Annotated in this window: 13 protein-coding genes; 6 read left to right on the forward strand and 7 right to left on the reverse strand. The window is 63.9% G+C overall.

The genetic code is table 11. From position 1 onward, the window contains the following. Positions 1–64: 64 nt before the first annotated feature. The 7 genes from ACM6IM_RS23165 to gshB form a co-directional block, all read right to left on the reverse strand. Complete coding sequence (locus ACM6IM_RS23165; RefSeq protein ID WP_414866410.1) at positions 65–1336, reverse strand: dihydroorotase; 1272 nt, start codon at positions 1334–1336, stop codon at positions 65–67. Beyond that, entirely contained in the window at positions 1333–2352 is a 1020-nt protein-coding gene (locus ACM6IM_RS23170; protein ID WP_192306813.1) for an aspartate carbamoyltransferase catalytic subunit, read from the reverse strand. Before ACM6IM_RS23170 ends, ACM6IM_RS23165 begins: the two co-directional genes overlap by 4 nt. 27 nt (positions 2353–2379) lie before the next feature. After that, a complete protein-coding gene (pyrR, locus tag ACM6IM_RS23175) occupies positions 2380–2883 on the reverse strand; it encodes a bifunctional pyr operon transcriptional regulator/uracil phosphoribosyltransferase PyrR (RefSeq protein WP_414866411.1) in 504 nt (167 codons plus the stop codon). Positions 2884–2977: 94 nt separating this feature from the next. Then, the gene (gene ruvX / locus ACM6IM_RS23180; protein ID WP_192306809.1) at positions 2978–3415 is read right to left on the reverse strand and encodes a Holliday junction resolvase RuvX; all 438 of its coding nucleotides are present in this window, start codon (positions 3413–3415) and stop codon (positions 2978–2980) included. Then, positions 3415–3987: a YqgE/AlgH family protein gene (locus ACM6IM_RS23185; RefSeq protein WP_192306807.1), complete on the reverse strand. Its 573-nt coding sequence runs from the start codon at positions 3985–3987 to the stop codon at positions 3415–3417. Before ACM6IM_RS23185 ends, ruvX begins: the two co-directional genes overlap by 1 nt. A 179-nt stretch (positions 3988–4166) precedes the next feature. Beyond that, positions 4167–5066 (reverse strand): energy transducer TonB, encoded by a 900-nt coding sequence (locus tag ACM6IM_RS23190; RefSeq protein WP_192306805.1) that lies wholly within the window; start codon positions 5064–5066, stop codon positions 4167–4169. Between the two features lie 77 nt (positions 5067–5143). Further along, positions 5144–6097 (reverse strand): glutathione synthase, encoded by a 954-nt coding sequence (gene gshB, locus ACM6IM_RS23195; RefSeq protein WP_201191657.1) that lies wholly within the window; start codon positions 6095–6097, stop codon positions 5144–5146. 267 nt (positions 6098–6364) lie between these two features. Here gshB and pilG point away from each other — a divergent pair, with 267 nt between their 5' ends. The 6 genes from pilG (at position 6365) to ACM6IM_RS23225 (ending at position 16310) form a co-directional block, all read left to right on the forward strand. Continuing rightward, positions 6365–6781, forward strand: a complete 417-nt coding sequence (gene pilG, locus ACM6IM_RS23200; protein WP_192306800.1) for a twitching motility response regulator PilG — start codon at positions 6365–6367, stop codon at positions 6779–6781. A gap of 46 nt (positions 6782–6827) precedes the next feature. Then, positions 6828–7193, forward strand: a complete 366-nt coding sequence (pilH, locus tag ACM6IM_RS23205) for a twitching motility response regulator PilH (RefSeq protein WP_007987790.1) — start codon at positions 6828–6830, stop codon at positions 7191–7193. Between the two features lie 10 nt (positions 7194–7203). Continuing rightward, positions 7204–7743, forward strand: a complete 540-nt coding sequence (locus ACM6IM_RS23210; RefSeq protein ID WP_201191659.1) for a chemotaxis protein CheW — start codon at positions 7204–7206, stop codon at positions 7741–7743. 137 nt (positions 7744–7880) lie between these two features. Then, on the forward strand, positions 7881–9938 hold the full coding sequence (locus ACM6IM_RS23215; protein WP_192306795.1) for a methyl-accepting chemotaxis protein: 2058 nt from the start codon (positions 7881–7883) through the stop codon (positions 9936–9938). A 17-nt stretch (positions 9939–9955) separates the two neighbouring features. Further along, positions 9956–15862: an Hpt domain-containing protein gene (locus ACM6IM_RS23220; protein ID WP_414866412.1), complete on the forward strand. Its 5907-nt coding sequence runs from the start codon at positions 9956–9958 to the stop codon at positions 15860–15862. Continuing rightward, positions 15855–16310, forward strand: coding sequence for a chemotaxis protein CheW (locus ACM6IM_RS23225; RefSeq protein ID WP_192306790.1), 456 nt, complete (start codon positions 15855–15857; stop codon positions 16308–16310). The genes ACM6IM_RS23220 and ACM6IM_RS23225 overlap by 8 nt, the downstream gene beginning before the upstream one ends. Positions 16311–16478: the final 168 nt, after the last annotated feature.

The raw sequence follows: 16478 nt of genomic DNA on the forward strand, positions 1-16478 counted from the left end.
ATGGACCTGCATTCACCGGGCCAGTGTGGGAGCGAGCCTGCTCGCGATGGGGCGCTGCGCGATCTTACGCCTGGTGACTGATCCGCCCATCCACCAGCGTGTAACGCACCACGCCCGGCAAGCTGTGCCCGATGAACGGGCAGTTCTCGCCCTTGGACAGCCAGGTTTCACCGGCCACGGTCGACGCTGTCGGGTCGAACAGCACGATGTCCGCCGCTCTCCCCACCGCCAATTGCCCGGCTGGCAGGCGCAACGCCTCGGCAGGTCCGGCGCTCAGGCGCGCCAGCAGGGTCGGCAGGTCCAGCAAACCATCCTCCACCAGCGTCATCGCCAGCGGTAGCAGGAGTTCAACGCTGCTGATGCCCGGCTCGGTCGCACCGAACGGCGCGAGCTTGGCATCGCGCTCGTGGGGTTGGTGATGGCTGGAGATGGCCGAAACCACGCCCGACTTCACCGCCTCACGCAGGCCATCGCGGTCGGCGCGGGTGCGCAGCGGCGGCTGGACGTGATACAGGCTGCTGAAGTCGATCAGGGCTTCGTCGGTCAGGATCAGCTGATACAGGGCGACATCGGCGGTCACCGGCAAACCGCGGGCCTGGGCCTGGGCAATCTGGGCCACGCCGCGAGCGCTGGTCAATTGACTGAAGTGCGCGCGTACGCCGCTTTGCTCGACCAGCAGCAGGTCCCGGGCCAGGGCGACGGTCTCGGCGGTTTCCGGGATGCCCGGCAAACCGAGGAAGCTGGCGGTCGGGCCTTCGTGGGCCAGACCGCCTTCGGCCAGGTCATGGTCCTGGGAGTTGAAAATGACGGTCAGGTCGAAGGTCGCGGCGTACTCCAGCGCCCGGCACAGGGTGCGGGTGTTGCGGAAGCTTTCCAGGCCGTTGCCGAACGCCACGCAGCCGGCATCGCGCAATGCCACGAGCTCGGCCAGTTGTTCTCCGTCCAGGCCCTTGCTCAAGGCGCCAATCGGGAAGACTTTGGTGTTGCCGGCCTCGCGGGCGCGGTCGAGGATCAACTCGGCCACCGCCGAGGTGTCCAGCACCGGTTTGGTCTTCGGTGGGCAGCACAGGCTGGTCACGCCACCGGCCGCAGCGGCACGGGTTTCGCTGACAGTCGAACCTTTACGGCTGTAACCGGGTTCGCGCAGGGCGACGTTGAGGTCGACCAGCCCCGGTGCGGCCACCAGGCCCTTGGCGTCGATCGAGTCGACGGCGACGAAACCGGCCGGCGCGGCGCCAAGGGCGACGATCTTGCAGGCTTCGATGTGGATATCGGTTACTTGATCCAGGCCGCTGGCTGGATCGATGACACGGGCGCCGAGAATGCTGAGCTTCACTGGGCGTTCTCCTGCTCGAATTGGCCTTGATCTAATTGGCGCTGCGCCGTCTGCCCGCTCATGGCCATGGACAACACTGCCATGCGAATGGCGATGCCGTAGGTCACCTGGTTGAGAATCACCGAGTGCGGGCCGTCGGCCACCGCCGACTCGATTTCCACACCGCGGTTGATCGGTCCCGGATGCATCACGATGCAGTCCGGCTTGGCGCCGGCCAGGCGCGCAGTGGTCAGGCCGAACAGGCGGTAGAACTCGCCTTCGCTCGGCAGCAGGCCGCCGGCCATGCGTTCGCGCTGCAGGCGCAGCATGATCACCACATCGACATCTTTCAGGCCTTCGGCCATGTCGGTGTAGACCTTCACGCCGTATTGCTCGATGCCGATCGGCAGCAGGGTTTTCGGCGCGATCACCCGAATGTCCGGGCAGCCGAGGGTTTTCAGGGCCAGCATGTTAGAGCGCGCCACCCGCGAGTGCAGGATGTCGCCGACGATGGCCACGGACAGGTTTTCGAAACCGCCCTTGTGCCGGCGGATCGTCAGCATGTCGAGCATGCCCTGGGTCGGGTGCGCGTGACGGCCGTCGCCGCCGTTGATGATCGCCACCTGCGGGCACACGTGTTCGGCGATGAAGTGCGCGGCGCCGGAATCACCGTGGCGCACGACGAACATGTCGGCGGCCATGGCTTCGAGGTTGCGCAGCGTGTCGAGCAGGGTTTCGCCCTTGCTCGCCGACGAGGTGGACACGTTCAGGGTGATCACGTCGGCTGACAGGCGCTGGGCTGCCAGCTCGAAGGTGGTGCGGGTGCGCGTGGAGTTCTCGAAGAACACGTTGCACACGGTCTTGCCGCGCAGCAACGGGACTTTCTTCACGGCCCGGGCGCCGACTTCGAGGAAGGAGTCGGCGGTGTCGAGGATTTCCGTCAGCAGCTCGCGGCGCAAGCCGTCGAGCGAGAGGAAGTGGCGCAGCTGGCCCTGATCATTGAGCTGCAGCGGGCGCTTGGTTTCTAGAGGCGTCATCGCGAAGGGGACTCTCAATAGGGCGGATTAAAGGGAGAGGTCTTGCAGTTCGAGCTTGAGTTCCGGGCCGGACAGTTTCACCCGCTCATGGGCGGCCAGCGCCAGGGTCGCACCGACGACATTCGGTCGGATCGGCAGTTCGCCGGCGTCGAGGTCGAGCAGGCACACCAGCGTTACGCTGGCCGGACGGCCGTAGTCGAACAGTTCGTTCATGGCCGCGCGGATGGTCCGGCCGCTCATCAGCACGTCGTCGATCAGCACCAGGTCCTGGCCTTCGATCTCGAATGGCAACGCCGAAGGGCGCACTTGCGGGTGCAGGCCGTTCTGGCTGAAGTCGTCGCGGTAAAAGGAAACATCGAGCGTGCCGAGCGGCGCAGCGCTGCCCAGCTCCTTGAGCAGGGCCTGGGCAACCCAGACGCCGCCGGTCCGGATGCCGATGTAGCGCGGCTCGCTGATGCCGCGTTTGGCCAGGTAGGTGTCAAGACGGATCGCCATCTGGCTGATCAGTTCGGCGGGATTTGGCAAGCTCATGGTTGCTCCTTTTTGGGCCCGGGGCCGCTACGGCTTGAGATGGCCCGGGGTATCACTAAAAGAGCCGCTAGGCGGCTCTTTCGGGTTGAATGCATCAGGTTTCGAACAGCTCGCCGTTTTCATCGAGCCAGCCTTGCAGCAGCAGGGCGGCGGCGATGGCGTCGACCGGGTTGTCGCGGTAACTGCCTTTCTGCCCGCCGCGGGCCAGGCGCTCGCCCTTGGCTTCGAAGGTGGTCAGGCGCTCATCGTGGGTATAGAAGGGCAGGTTGAAACGGCCGTTGAGGCGGCGGGCGAATTTTTCCGCGCGGGCACACATGTCGCTGGGCGTGCCATCCATGTTCAGCGGCAGGCCGACGACCACGGCGTCGGGTTTCCACTCCTTGATCAGGGCTTCGACCTGGTTCCAGTCGGGGATGCCGTTCTGAGCCTTCAGCGTGCACAGCTCGCGGGCCTGGCCGGTCACGACCTGGCCGACCGCTACGCCGATCTGTTTGGTGCCGTAGTCAAAACCCAGGATCAGGCGCAGGGCCATCAGGCGTGCCCCGCCTGGCTGGTGAGCAGGCTGAGGTTGACGCCCAGGTGCCGGGCCGCTGCTTCGAGGCGCAGTTCGCTGCTGGTGTTGAACAGGATGTCGGCGTCGAACGGGCAAGTCAGCCAGGCATTCTGCGCCAGCTCGGACTCCAGTTGCCCGGCTTCCCAGCCGGCGTAACCCAGGGTGATCAGGCTCTTGGCCGGGCCGACGCCATCGGCGATGGCGAACAGCACGTCCTGGGAGGTGGACAGCGAGAGCTCACCTTCCAGATCAACGGTCGCCTGATATTTCTGTCCGGAGGGGTGCAGGACAAAACCGCGATCGGTCTGCACCGGTCCGCCGATGAAGATCGGCACGTGCTGGCAGAGCAGCGGCGGTTCGATATCCGGGCGCAATTGCTCGAGGATATCGGCCAGGTTCAGGTCCTGCGGGCGGTTGACCACCAGCCCCATGGCTCCATTGGCTGTGTGCTCGACGATGTAGGTCAAGGTGTGCGCAAAGTTCGGGTCGGCCATGTGAGGCATGGCGATCAGGAAGTGATGCTTGAGGTAGCTGGGGCTGACATTTTTCATGAGCGCTAGTGTGGCGTTGGAGGGGCGAACTGACAAGCTGGGGATGTCGCAATTTGGCCGAAGTCACCGATCGAATGTGGGAGCGGGCTTGCTCGCGAAAGCAGTGTATCAGTCAACATCATTGCTGACTGACACACTGCTTTCGCGAGCAAGCCCGCTCCCACAGGGGATTTGTGAGATCAGTTACTGGACAACCGATCCCCGCGCGCAAATTTCCAGGTGCGGATGATTTCCAGGCGGTCGATGTCCGACAGGTCGCCGGTAAACGGGGCGAACGGCGCCGCCAGCCTGACGATGCGCTGGGCCGCCTGGTCGAGCAGCGGTTGGCCGGAGGATTCCAGCACCAGCACTTCATACAGCGAGCCGTCGCGGTTGATCGAGACCATCAGCCGCAAATTGCCGTAGATCTGCTTGCGCCGCGCTTCCTCGGGGTAATTGAGGTTACCGATGCGCTCGACCTTCTTGCGCCATTCGTCCTTGTACCAGGCCCCTTTGTCGCGCATGGTCGAGGCCGCGCTGAGGCGGTGGATGCGCGGGCGCTTGGCATACAGCTGTTGTTCGTTGGCCAGCTCGGCTTCCAGGCTGGCGATGTCGCTGGACAACTGCTCGGCATCAAACGTCGGGGCGGCCACGGCGGGTTTGGTGACGGGCTTGGGTTCTTCGGTCTTGGGCGCCGCTTTTTTCGGCTTGGGCGCGACGGTGGTCACCGCAGCCTTGGGAGCCGTTTCCTGGACTTGCGGCTTGGCGGCCGGTGGTGGCGTGACTTTCTGCACCTTGTTGTCCTGGAACGGCGCGACCTCGGTGGTCTTGGGAATCGCCTTTTTATCCAGCGTGCCGCTGCCTTCCTGGTTCTCCTGCGCCAGAAAATCAGCCTTTTGCGGCTTCTTTTCGCTTTTGAAGGTGGCGAGGGTGATTTCCAGGGTTTTGCTGATTTGCTGGGGTTCGACCATGGTGAACCCGACACCCAGCAGCAGGGCCAGGTGAATCAGCGCCGCGAGAAACAGGGTAAATCCGAGGCGATCGGCCGGGCGCACGCCACGGTGGGCGAGTTCGGCGGGCAGGTCGGACGGCAGTGTCATGACAAGAGAACCAACATCGCGTTTTTTACAGGTCGCGGATGATAACGCAATGTTGGTTCCAACTTGGGTGTTCTACATCAACGAGCTTTGAGCTTCTGATCGATGGCATCCATCAGCAGGCCGCCGATGTCGGTACCGAACGCATTATCGATCTCGCGAATGCAGGTCGGGCTGGTGACGTTGATCTCCGTCAGATGCTCGCCAATCACGTCCAGGCCCACGAACAGCAGGCCCTTTTCACGCAGGGTCGGGCCGACTTGCGCGGCGATCCAGCGATCCTTGTCGGTCAGCGGACGGGCCTCGCCACGGCCGCCGGCGGCAAGGTTGCCACGGGTTTCGCCGACGGCCGGAATCCGCGCCAGGCAGTAATCCACAGGCTCGCCGTCGATCATCAGGATGCGTTTGTCGCCGTCCTTGATCGCCGGCAGGTAGGCCTGCCCCATGATCTGCTGGGTGCCCAGCGCCGTCAGGGTCTCGAGAATCACCGACAGGTTCGGATCGCCTGCGCGGTGGCGGAAAATCGAGGTACCGCCCATGCCATCCAGCGGCTTGAGGATCACATCGCCATGTTTCGCCGCGAATTCGCGCAGCACGTCGGCACGGCGGCTGACCACGGTGGGTGGCGTGCAGTGCGGGAACAGCGTGGCAAACAGTTTTTCGTTGCAGTCGCGCAGGCTCTGCGGCTTGTTCACCACCAGCACGCCCGCGCGCTCGGCCTGTTCCAACAGATAGGTGGAGTACACGAACTCCATGTCGAACGGCGGATCCTTGCGCATCAGGATCACGTCCAGGTCGCTGAGCAGCGAGTCCTGCTCGGCGTCCAGTTCGAACCATTTTTCCGGGTTGGCGAACACTTTCAGGGGACGCATCCGCGCCCGTGCCTGGCCTTCGGCCTGGTACAGGTCCGGCTGCTCCATATAGAACAGTTCCCAGCCGCGTTTCTGCGCGGCCAGCAACATGGCCAGCGAGCTGTCCTTTTTATAGGAGATGCTGGCAATAGGGTCCATGACAATCCCGACGCGAACGCTCATGGGTTTTTCCTCGAAATGGGGGGTATGTCGATCTGCGGGAGCGAGCGGGCCCGCGCCTGCAAAAGACCGTAAAAAGTGGCGTCAGAGTGGCGCCGAGTGTGTCCCCGGTCAAGGAAAAACCATCGAGCAGGCTGGCCGATAGATTGCGTTTGGAGACTGTGCTAAAAAGGCTGCCATGTCGTACGGACCCTTGCGTATCAAGGGTTTCGAGCCACCGAAGGTCCGAAAACGGACAAAATGATTCGCAAAGGCGACGGTAGAGCACTTATGGATCAGCATTCCAGCGCCTTGAAGGTCATGGTGATCGACGATTCGAAGACGATTCGCCGCACCGCCGAAACGCTGCTGAAGAACGTGGGATGTGAGGTCATCACGGCCGTCGACGGGTTCGATGCCCTGGCCAAGATCGCCGACAATCATCCGGGCATTATCTTTGTCGACATCATGATGCCGCGCCTGGATGGTTATCAGACCTGCGCCCTGATCAAGAACAACAGTGCGTTCAAGTCCACGCCGGTGATCATGCTGTCGTCCAAGGACGGGCTGTTCGACAAGGCCAAGGGGCGCATCGTCGGCTCCGACCAGTTTTTGACCAAGCCTTTCAGCAAGGAAGAACTGTTGAATGCGATCCAGGCCCATGTACCGGGCTTCGCCGCCGTTTTGCCGCAACAGGACACGCAGTGACGCCCGGCCATCGGGCCCGGCGTCGACAAGAAGAATGGGGAAAACCATGGCACGTATTCTGATCGTCGACGATTCGCCGACCGAAATGTACAAACTGACCGGCATGCTGGAGAAGCACGGTCATGAAGTCTTGAAAGCCGAGAATGGCGCCGATGGCGTGGCGCTCGCCCGCCAGGAGAAACCCGACGCTGTGCTGATGGACATCGTCATGCCCGGCCTCAACGGTTTCCAGGCGACTCGCCAGTTGACCAAGGATCCGGAAACGGGGCATATCCCGGTGATCATCATCACCACCAAGGACCAGGAAACCGACAAGGTCTGGGGCACGCGCCAGGGCGCCAGGGATTACCTGACCAAGCCGGTCGATGAAGACACCCTGATCAAGACCCTGAACAACGTGCTGGCCGGCTGATACCCCAACCATGACCGAGTCGCTGACCGCTTTCGAACTGCTGTTGCAGATCGACCAGCGCTGTCGCCTGCTGGCGGCGGACCTGCCGTCGCAGCCTGCCCGACAGGACAGCTGGAGCGGCATCGGTTTTCGCCTCGGCGAGCACTGGTACGTCGCGCCCATGGGCGAAGTCAGCGAAGTCCTGCACGAGCCGCGGCTCACCCCTATGCCCGGCGTCAAACCCTGGGTAAAGGGCGTGGCCAACCTGCGCGGGCGCTTGTTGCCGATGATGGATCTGTGCGGCTTCTTCGGTCATGAACTGTCGACCGTGCGCAAGCAGCGACGGGTGCTGGTGGTAGAGCATCAAGAGGTGTTTGCCGGGTTGCTGGTCGATGAAGTCTGCGGTCTGCAACACTTCGAACAGGACAGTTTCGAGCCGCTGCCGGTGGGTGAACGACAGGGTGCCAAGGCCGAGTTCGTTCGCGGGCATTTTCGTCGCGAGCGGGACTGGCGGGTGTTCAGTCTGTTTGCGCTGGCGCGGTCTGTGAGTTTCATGAACGTAGCGTTGTAAACACCGACCACTGTGGGAGCGGGCTTGCTCGCGAAAGCGGTCATTCAGTCAATATCAATGGTGAATGTATCACCGCTTTCGCGAGCAAGCCCGCTCCCACAGGGATGTGGGTAAGCTCTGAAGTTGGGCGAGGACCGATGACAAAAGCAAAAACAGGCAAGCCGGAAGGGTCGCGCAGCCGATCGCAGATCATCGTGCTGTTCATCGCGCTGATTGTCTTCATCATGCTGCTGTTCGCCAACTTCGCTTACCTCAACACGCAAGCCACGTACGACAAACAGTACATCGGTCACGCCGGCGAGCTGCGCGTGCTGTCCCAGCGCATCGCCAAGAACGCCACTGAAGCGGCTGCCGGCAAGGCGGCAGCGTTCAAGTTGCTGAGCGATGCGCGCAACGACTTCGCCCAGCGTTGGGGCTACCTGAAAAAAGGTGACCCGGCCACCGGCCTGCCGCCTGCGCCGTCCACCGTGCGCCCGGAAATGCGCGCGGTGCAAATGGACTGGGAGCGCCTGCTGAAAAATACCGACGCGATCCTGTCCAGCGAGCAGACCGTGCTGTCCCTGCATCAGGTGGCCGCCACCCTGGCCGAAACCGTGCCGCAGTTGCAGGTCGAGTACGAGAAGGTCGTCGAGATCCTGCTGCAGCGTGGCGCGCCGGCGACCCAGGTGGCCATGGCCCAGCGCCAGTCGCTGCTGGCGGAGCGCATTCTCGGCGCGGTGAACACGGTGCTGTCCGGCGACGAAAACTCACAGCAGGCGGCCGATGCGTTCGGGCGCGACGCCACACGTTTCGGCCAGGTGCTCACGGGCATGCTGCAGGGCAACCCGGCGTTGAAAGTCAGCCAGGTCGAGGATCGCGATGCCCGTGCCCGGCTGATCGAGATTTCCGAGCTGTTCGAATTCGTCTCGGGGTCGGTGGACGAAATCCTCGAAACCTCGCCGGAGCTGTTCAAGGTCCGCGAGTCGGCAACCAATATTTTCAGCCTGTCGCAAACCCTGCTTGACGAAGCCTCGCAGCTGGCCATCGGGCTGGAGAACCTGGCCGGCGGACGCGATACCGACACCATTGGCGGCTATGTGCTGGGGCTGCTGGCCTTGATGTCGATCATCCTCATTGGCCTGGTGATGGTTCGCGAAACCAACCGCCAGTTGCGCGAGACCGCCGAAAAGAACGAGCGCAACCAGAACGCGATCATGCGCTTGCTCGACGAGATCGAAGACCTGGCCGACGGCGACCTGACCGTGACGGCCTCGGTGACCGAGGATTTCACCGGCACCATCGCCGACTCGATCAATTACTCCGTCGACCAACTGCGCGACCTGGTGGCCACGATCAACCTCACCGCCGGCCAGGTGGCGGCCGCTGTGCAGGAAACCCAGGCGACCGCCATACACCTGGCGCAAGCCTCGGAGCATCAGGCCCAGCAGATCAGCGAAGCGTCCACGGCGATCAACGACATGGCGCAATCCATCGACCAGGTGTCGGCCAACGCCGCCGAATCCTCGGCGGTCGCCGAGCGCTCGGTGGAAATCGCCAACAAAGGCAACGAGGTGGTGCACAACACCATCCATGGCATGGACAATATTCGCGAGCAGATCCAGGACACCGCCAAGCGCATCAAGCGCCTGGGCGAGTCCTCCCAGGAAATCGGCGACATTGTCAGCCTGATCGATGACATTGCCGATCAAACCAACATCCTCGCGTTGAATGCGGCGATCCAGGCCTCCATGGCCGGTGATGCCGGACGCGGTTTTGCCGTGGTGGCCGACGAAGTCCAGCGCCTGGCCGAGCGTTCGTCCGCCGCGACGCGGCAGATCGAGACACTGGTGCGGGCGATCCAGGCCGACACCAACGAAGCGGTCATTTCCATGGAGCAGACCACCACCGAAGTGGTGCGCGGCGCGCGTCTGGCGCAGGATGCCGGAGTGGCCCTGGAAGAAATCGAAGGGGTCTCCAAGACCCTGGCCGCGCTGATCCAGAGCATCTCCAATGCCGCCCAGCAGCAGACGTCGTCGGCCGGCCAGATTTCCCTGACCATGAACGTGATCCAGCAGATCACCACGCAAACCTCGTCCGGCTCCTCCGCCACGGCCGAGAGCATTGGCAACCTGGCGAAAATGGCCAGCCAGTTGCGCCGCTCGGTATCCGGTTTCACCTTGCCGGCCGCCAAGGCGCAGACTGTGGATAAAGTGTGACGCGCACGGGAGTCGTTATGGGTGATCGGCACGACTATGTAGCCCTCGAGTGGGTCAAGGGCGAGATTGCCGAAACGTTGAAAGTGGCGCATCAGGCGATAGAAACGCTGCTGGATGACCCACAGGCGACGCACGCCCTGGACGAGTGCCTGGCGTGCATCCATCAGGTTCACGGCAGTTTGCAGATGGTCGAGTTCTACGGCGCGGCCCTGCTCGCCGAAGAAATGGAGCACCTGGCCAGCGCCCTGCAACAGAACCGGATCAGCCATCGCGACGAGGCGACTCACCTGTTGCTGCAAGCCCTGGGGCAATTGCCGGTCTATCTGGACCGTGTCCAGGCTGCGCGTCGCGATCTGCCGCTGGTGGTGCTGCCGCTGATCAACGATCTGCGCAGCGCCCGGGGCGAAAGCCTGCTGTCGGAAACCAGCCTGTTCGCCCCGCAATGGCCGGAGCTGCCGCCGCTTGACGACGAGGCGCTGGCGTTGCTGGAACCGGCGGACCTGCCGAATGTGCTGCGCAAACTGCGCCAGATGTTGCAGATGGCCCTGGTCGGGTTGCTGCGAGAACAGGACGACGAAACACACCTCGGTTACCTGGCCAAGGTGTTTTCCCGCCTGGAAGGGTTGTGCGGCAACGCGCCCCTGAGTCCGTTGTGGCAGGTGGCCTCGGCGCTGGTCGAAGGCATGCGCGGCGGCGCGATTGCCAACAGCCCGGCCCTGCGCAGCCTGTTCAAGGACGCCGACAAGGAACTCAAGCGCGTGCTCGAACAGGGCATGACCGCGATCAACCAGCCGGCGCCGCCGGAGCTGCTCAAGAGTTTGCTGTTCTACATCGCCAAGGCCGAACACCCCACCGGACAGATGCTGACCATGAAAGACCGCTACGCACTGGACGATGCGCTGCCTGACAGCGCGATGGTCGATGAAGAGCACGCACGGCTGGCCGGCCCCGACCGCGATGCCATGCGCTCGGTGCTGGCCGCGCTGTGCGAGGAACTGGTGCGCGTGAAAGAGCGCCTCGACCTGTTCGTGCGCAGCGACCGCCAACACACTTCGGACCTCGACAGCCTGCTCGCGCCGTTGCGGCAGATCGCCGACACCCTGGCGGTGCTGGGCTTCGGCCAGCCGCGCAAGGTCATCATCGATCAACTGGCGGTGGTGCTGAGCCTGGTTCAGGGCCAGCGCGCACCCGACGACGCGGTGCTCATGGACGTCGCCGGTGCCTTGCTCTACGTCGAGGCGACGCTGGCCGGCATGGTGGGCACCGTCGAGCCGGAGAATCCGGAAGACAGCGGGCTGCCGACCACCGACCTGACGCAGATCCACCAGATCGTGATCAAGGAAGCCCGCATCTGCCTGCAGCAGGCCAAGGACATGATCGTCGACTACATCGACGCTGACTGGGACCGCCAGACGCTGCAACCGCTGCCGGCCCTGCTGACCCAGGTGCGCGGCGCACTGGCGATGATCCCGCTGAGCCGGGCGGCGAGCCTGATCGACACCTGCAACCATTTCATCCGCGACCATTTGCTGGTGGAGCCGGGGCAGCCTGACTGGGAAGAACTGGACAGCCTGGCCGACGTGATCACCAGCATCGAGTATTACCTGGAGCGCTTGAGCGACGACCCGGAGACCACCAGCGAACAGTTGCTCGACGTCGCAGAGACCAGCCTCGCCTCGCTCGGGTTTTTCCCCAGCGAACATGATGTGCCGGTGCTCGACGATGTGCTCAGCCCGAGTGAGGCGCAGGTCATGCAGGACTTGCAGGAACTGGACGATCCCGATGTCGTCCAGACCCTGGCCGATGTCCTCGCCAATCCGCTATCGGTGGTCAATCCGCCAGCACTGAGCACGCCGGGCAGCCTGTTACCGCCGCCGGCAGGCGAAGCACCGGTGGACGAGGAACTGCGCGAGGTGTTCCTCGAGGAGACCGAGGAAGTCCTGGACATCCTGCGCGAGTACCTGCCCCGCTGGCTGGCCGATCCCGCCGATGAGTCGAGCCTGGGGGAATTGCGTCGGGCCTTCCATACGCTCAAAGGCAGTGGGCGCATGGTGCGTGCACTGGTGCTGGGCGAACTGGCCTGGGCCGTGGAAAACCTGCTCAACCGTGTGCTGGAACACAGTGTCCAACCTGCTCCTGCGGTGCACAGACTGTTGGACGATGTGCTGGGCCTGCTGCCGGAGTTGATCGACGAGTACGCCGATCATGCCCAGCGCCAGCGTCACGACGTCGACCAGTTGGCCGCCCGTGCCCATGCCCTCGCCAAAGGCGCTGAGCCGCTGGCCGATGAAGACGTGCAGGACGTCGCGGCCCTGGACCCCTTGTTGCTGGATATCTTCCGCAAGGAGGCCGAGACCCACCTGGCAAGCCTCAACCGGTTCCTCGATCAGGCGGCCGAGCATGTGCCGTTGCCCGCCAGCGACGAATTGCAACGGGCCTTGCACACGCTCAAGGGCAGCGCCTCGATGGCAGGCGTGTTGCCGATCGCCGAACTGGCGGCGCCCCTGGATCAACTCGCCCGCGAATACAAGGCACACCTGATCGCTCTGGACCTGGACGAAGTCGAGCTGCTGCTGGAAGCCGAAGGCGTTTTCCGCCTGGGGCTGCGTCAGCTCAAGGTCGATCCGCTGGCGCCGATCCCCGGCGCCGCGTCGCTGATCCAGCGGACCCAGGCCGTTCTGGCCGAGCGTCTGGAGAAATTGATGGCGGCGCCGAGCGCGACGCTGCGAACCAAGCGCGATCCGCAGTTGATCAACAATTTCCTGGCCCAGGGCATGGACATCCTGCTGGACGCCGAGAGCCTGTTGCAGCGCTGGCAGGAGCATCCCGGCGAACGCCAGGAACTCAGTGCGCTACTGGATGAATTGACCACCCTGGGCGAGAGCGCGCACCTGGCCGACCTGCACCCGGTGGACGAACTCTGCGAAGCGTTGCTTGACCTGTATGGCGCGGTGGAAGAAAGCAGCCTGGCGGTTGACCAGCGGTTTTTCCACGAAGCCCAAGGGGCCCACGAGGCGCTGATCAACATGCTCGACGAACTGGCCGCCGGCCAGGAAGTCAGCCCGCAACCGGCGCGTGTCCGTGCCCTGCGCGACCTGCTCGATGAAGGCCTCGACCCGTCGGCCCTGGGCCTGATCCGCAGCGACGGCAGTCGTCCCCTGAGCATCCGTGACCTGAGCGATGCCACCGCAGATCTCGAGCGCACGCGCACCGTCGCTCCCACCGCGGACCTTGACGACGAGATCGTCTCGATCTTTCTCGAGGAGGCGGTGGACATCCTCGAAAGCGCTGGCCAGGCCCTGCAGCGCTGGCTGGACGACCCGGAAAACGCCGCGCCGCTGCTCTCGCTGCAGCGCGATCTGCACACCCTCAAGGGCGGTGCGCGGATGGCTGAAGTCGAACCGGTCGGCGACCTCGCCCATGAGTTGGAAAGCCTCTATGAAGGGCTGGTGGATCGGCGCTACAACCACGCCGAGGCGTTGGCGCAGTTGCTGCAAAAAAGCCATGACCGGCTGGCTCAACTGCTTGAACAACTGCAGACCGGCAAACCCTTGAGTGACCCGGCGGAACTGATCGAGGCCATCCGTGAGTTCCGCCAGGGCAAGGCCGGCGCGCCTGAAATCGCCGAGTCGTCACGGGCGCAGGAGTCGGCGGGGCATGATCCGGAGCTGCTGGACATCTTCCTCGAGGAAGGCTTCGACATCATCGAGAACTCCGGCGCGGCGTTGCTGCGATGGCAGGCCGACCCCTCCAATCGCCAGGAGGCGGAAACCCTGCTGCGCGATCTGCACACGCTCAAGGGCGGTGCGCGAATGGTGGAAATCACGCCGATCGGCGACCTCGCCCATGAGCTGGAATTCCTCTACGAAGGCTTGTCTGCCGGGGTTCTGAAACCCACCGAGGCCCTTTTCGAACTGTTGCAGAGCAGCCATGACCGGCTGGCGCACATGCTCGATGCCACCCGCGCCGGGCTGGCCTTGCCGTCGGCGGACCGACTGATCGAAGCGATCCGCAACTTCAGTCATCAGGCGCAGGATGCGGCGGTGCCGGTGCCGGTTGCGCCCAAGATCGAAGCGCCGACCCCACCAGCCGATGCCGGTGCCGACCAGGTCAAAGTGTCGGCGGAACTGCTCGACGACCTGGTCAACCTGGCCGGTGAAACGTCGATCTTCCATGGCCGCATCGAGCAGCAGGTCAGCGATGCGCAGGTGACGTTGAGCGAGATGGAAACCACCATCGAGCGCATGCGCGACCAACTGCGCCGGCTCGATACCGAAACCCAGGGGCGGATTCTCAGTCGCCAGCAGGTCGATGCCGAGCGTTCCGGCTACGAAGAATTCGATCCGCTGGAAATGGACCGCCACTCGCAGTTGCAGCAACTGTCGCGGGCGCTGTTCGAGTCCGCCTCGGACTTGCTGGACCTCAAGGAAACCCTCGACCGGCGCAATCAGGACGCGGAGAACCTGCTGCAACAACAGGGCCGCATCAACAGCGAACTGCAGGAAGGCCTGATGCGTACGCGCATGGTGCCTTTCGAGCGCATGCTGCCGCGTCTGAAACGCATCGTCCGCCAGGTCGCCGGGGAGTTGGGCAAGGACGTGGCCTTCGTGGTCGGCAACGCCGAAGGCGAGATGGATCGCAACGTGCTGGAGCGCATGGCGGCGCCACTGGAGCACATGCTGCGCAACGCCGTCGACCATGGCCTGGAGCCCGCCGACGTGCGCCTCGCGGCGGGCAAGCCGGCGCAGGGGCGGATCACCCTCGACCTGTCCCGCGAAGGCGGCGACATGATTTTCGATATTCGCGACGACGGCGCCGGCGTGCCGCTGGAGGCGGTCCGGCGCAAGGCGATCAAGCGTGGCTTGCTGGCCCCGGACAGCGACATCAGCGATCGCGACGTGCTGCAGTTCATCCTGCAACCAGGGTTCTCCACGGCCGAGAAGATCACCCAGATCTCCGGGCGTGGCGTGGGCATGGACGTGGTCCATGAAGAGGTCCGGCAGTTGGGCGGCAACATGAGCATCGACTCCGTGCCGGGGCAGGGCGTGCATTTCCGTATTCGCCTGCCGTTCACCGTCTCGGTCAACCGGGCGCTGATGGTGCATTGTGCCGACGATCAATACGCGATACCGCTGAACACCATCGACGGCATCGTGCGCGTGCTGCCCAACGAACTCGAGGAGCATTACCGGCTCGATCCACCGACCTACCGGTATGCCGGGCAACGCTACGAACTGTGCTACCTGGGCGAACTGCTCAAGACCGGCCCCCGTCCGAAGCTGCTGGGCCAGAGCCAGCCGTTGCCGTTGTTGCTGGTGCAGTGCAACGAGCGGCACATCGCGGTGCAGGTCGATGCCATGGCCGGCAGCCGGGAAATCGTGGTGAAAAGCCTCGGCCCACAATTTGCCACGGTGCAGGGCCTGTCCGGGGCGACGATCCTCGGGGACGGCCGGGTGGTGCTGATTCTCGATCTGCTGGCGCCGCTGCGCGCCATGCAGGCACAGCTCGCGCAACGCGCGCAGGCACCGGCCAGCGAGCCCGAACCGCACAAGCCTTTGCTGGTGCTGGTGGTCGACGACTCGGTCACCGTGCGCAAGGTCACCAGCCGCTTGCTCGAACGCCACGGCATGAGCGTGCTGACCGCCAAGGATGGGGTCGACGCCATGCTCCTGCTCGAGGAGCACATGCCCGACCTGATGCTGCTGGACATTGAAATGCCGCGCATGGACGGTTTCGAAGTCGCCACCCAGGTGCGCGCCGACGAGCGCCTGAAGCATCTGCCGATCATCATGATCACCTCGCGCACCGGCCAGAAACACCGCGATCGCGCCATGGCCATCGGCGTCAACGACTACCTCGGCAAGCCCTATCAGGAATCGGTGCTGCTCGACAGCATCGCGCTGTGGAGCAAAACCCATGCTTGAGCACCGCACCAGTCAACTCACGGGCCTGCTGTTGCCGATGGCCGACCGCCATCTGATCCTGCCCAACGTGGCGGTTGCCGAGTTGATCGACTACCAGCCCGCCGCCTTCGACCTCGACACCCCGCCGTGGTACCTCGGCCGGGTCGTGTGGCGTAATCGGCAGATTCCCCTGATCAATTTCGAATCCGCCTGCGGCCAAAAAATCGTCATTGGTGAGCGCGCCCGCATCGTCATCCTCAATGCCCTGGGCGGGCGGCCTGAACTGAAATTCATCGCGATGCTGGTCCAGGGCATCCCGCGCTCCTACAAGCTCGACAGTCAGTTGAGCTATGTGGATGTGCCGTTGTGCCCGCTGGAAAAAGCCGCGGTGCAGGTGGCCGACCAGGTGGCGAGGGTCCCGGACTTGCTGGCGCTGGAGGAGATGCTGGTGGCGGCGGGTTTGGGCTGACAGGGCTGCTCGTGCACTAAGCCGTTCCAGGCTTTCTGTGGAAGCGAGCCTGCTCGCGATGGCGTCAGACCTGCAACGCAATGCTCCTCCACCTTCATGTGGACCTTCCTGAGCAGAGCAGCACAACGATTAAAGCCCTAGCAGTTCTGATAGTTGACACGCCGCTCG

Source organism: Pseudomonas sp. IT-P12 (assembly GCF_949767465.1).
GTDB lineage: Bacteria > Pseudomonadota > Gammaproteobacteria > Pseudomonadales > Pseudomonadaceae > Aquipseudomonas.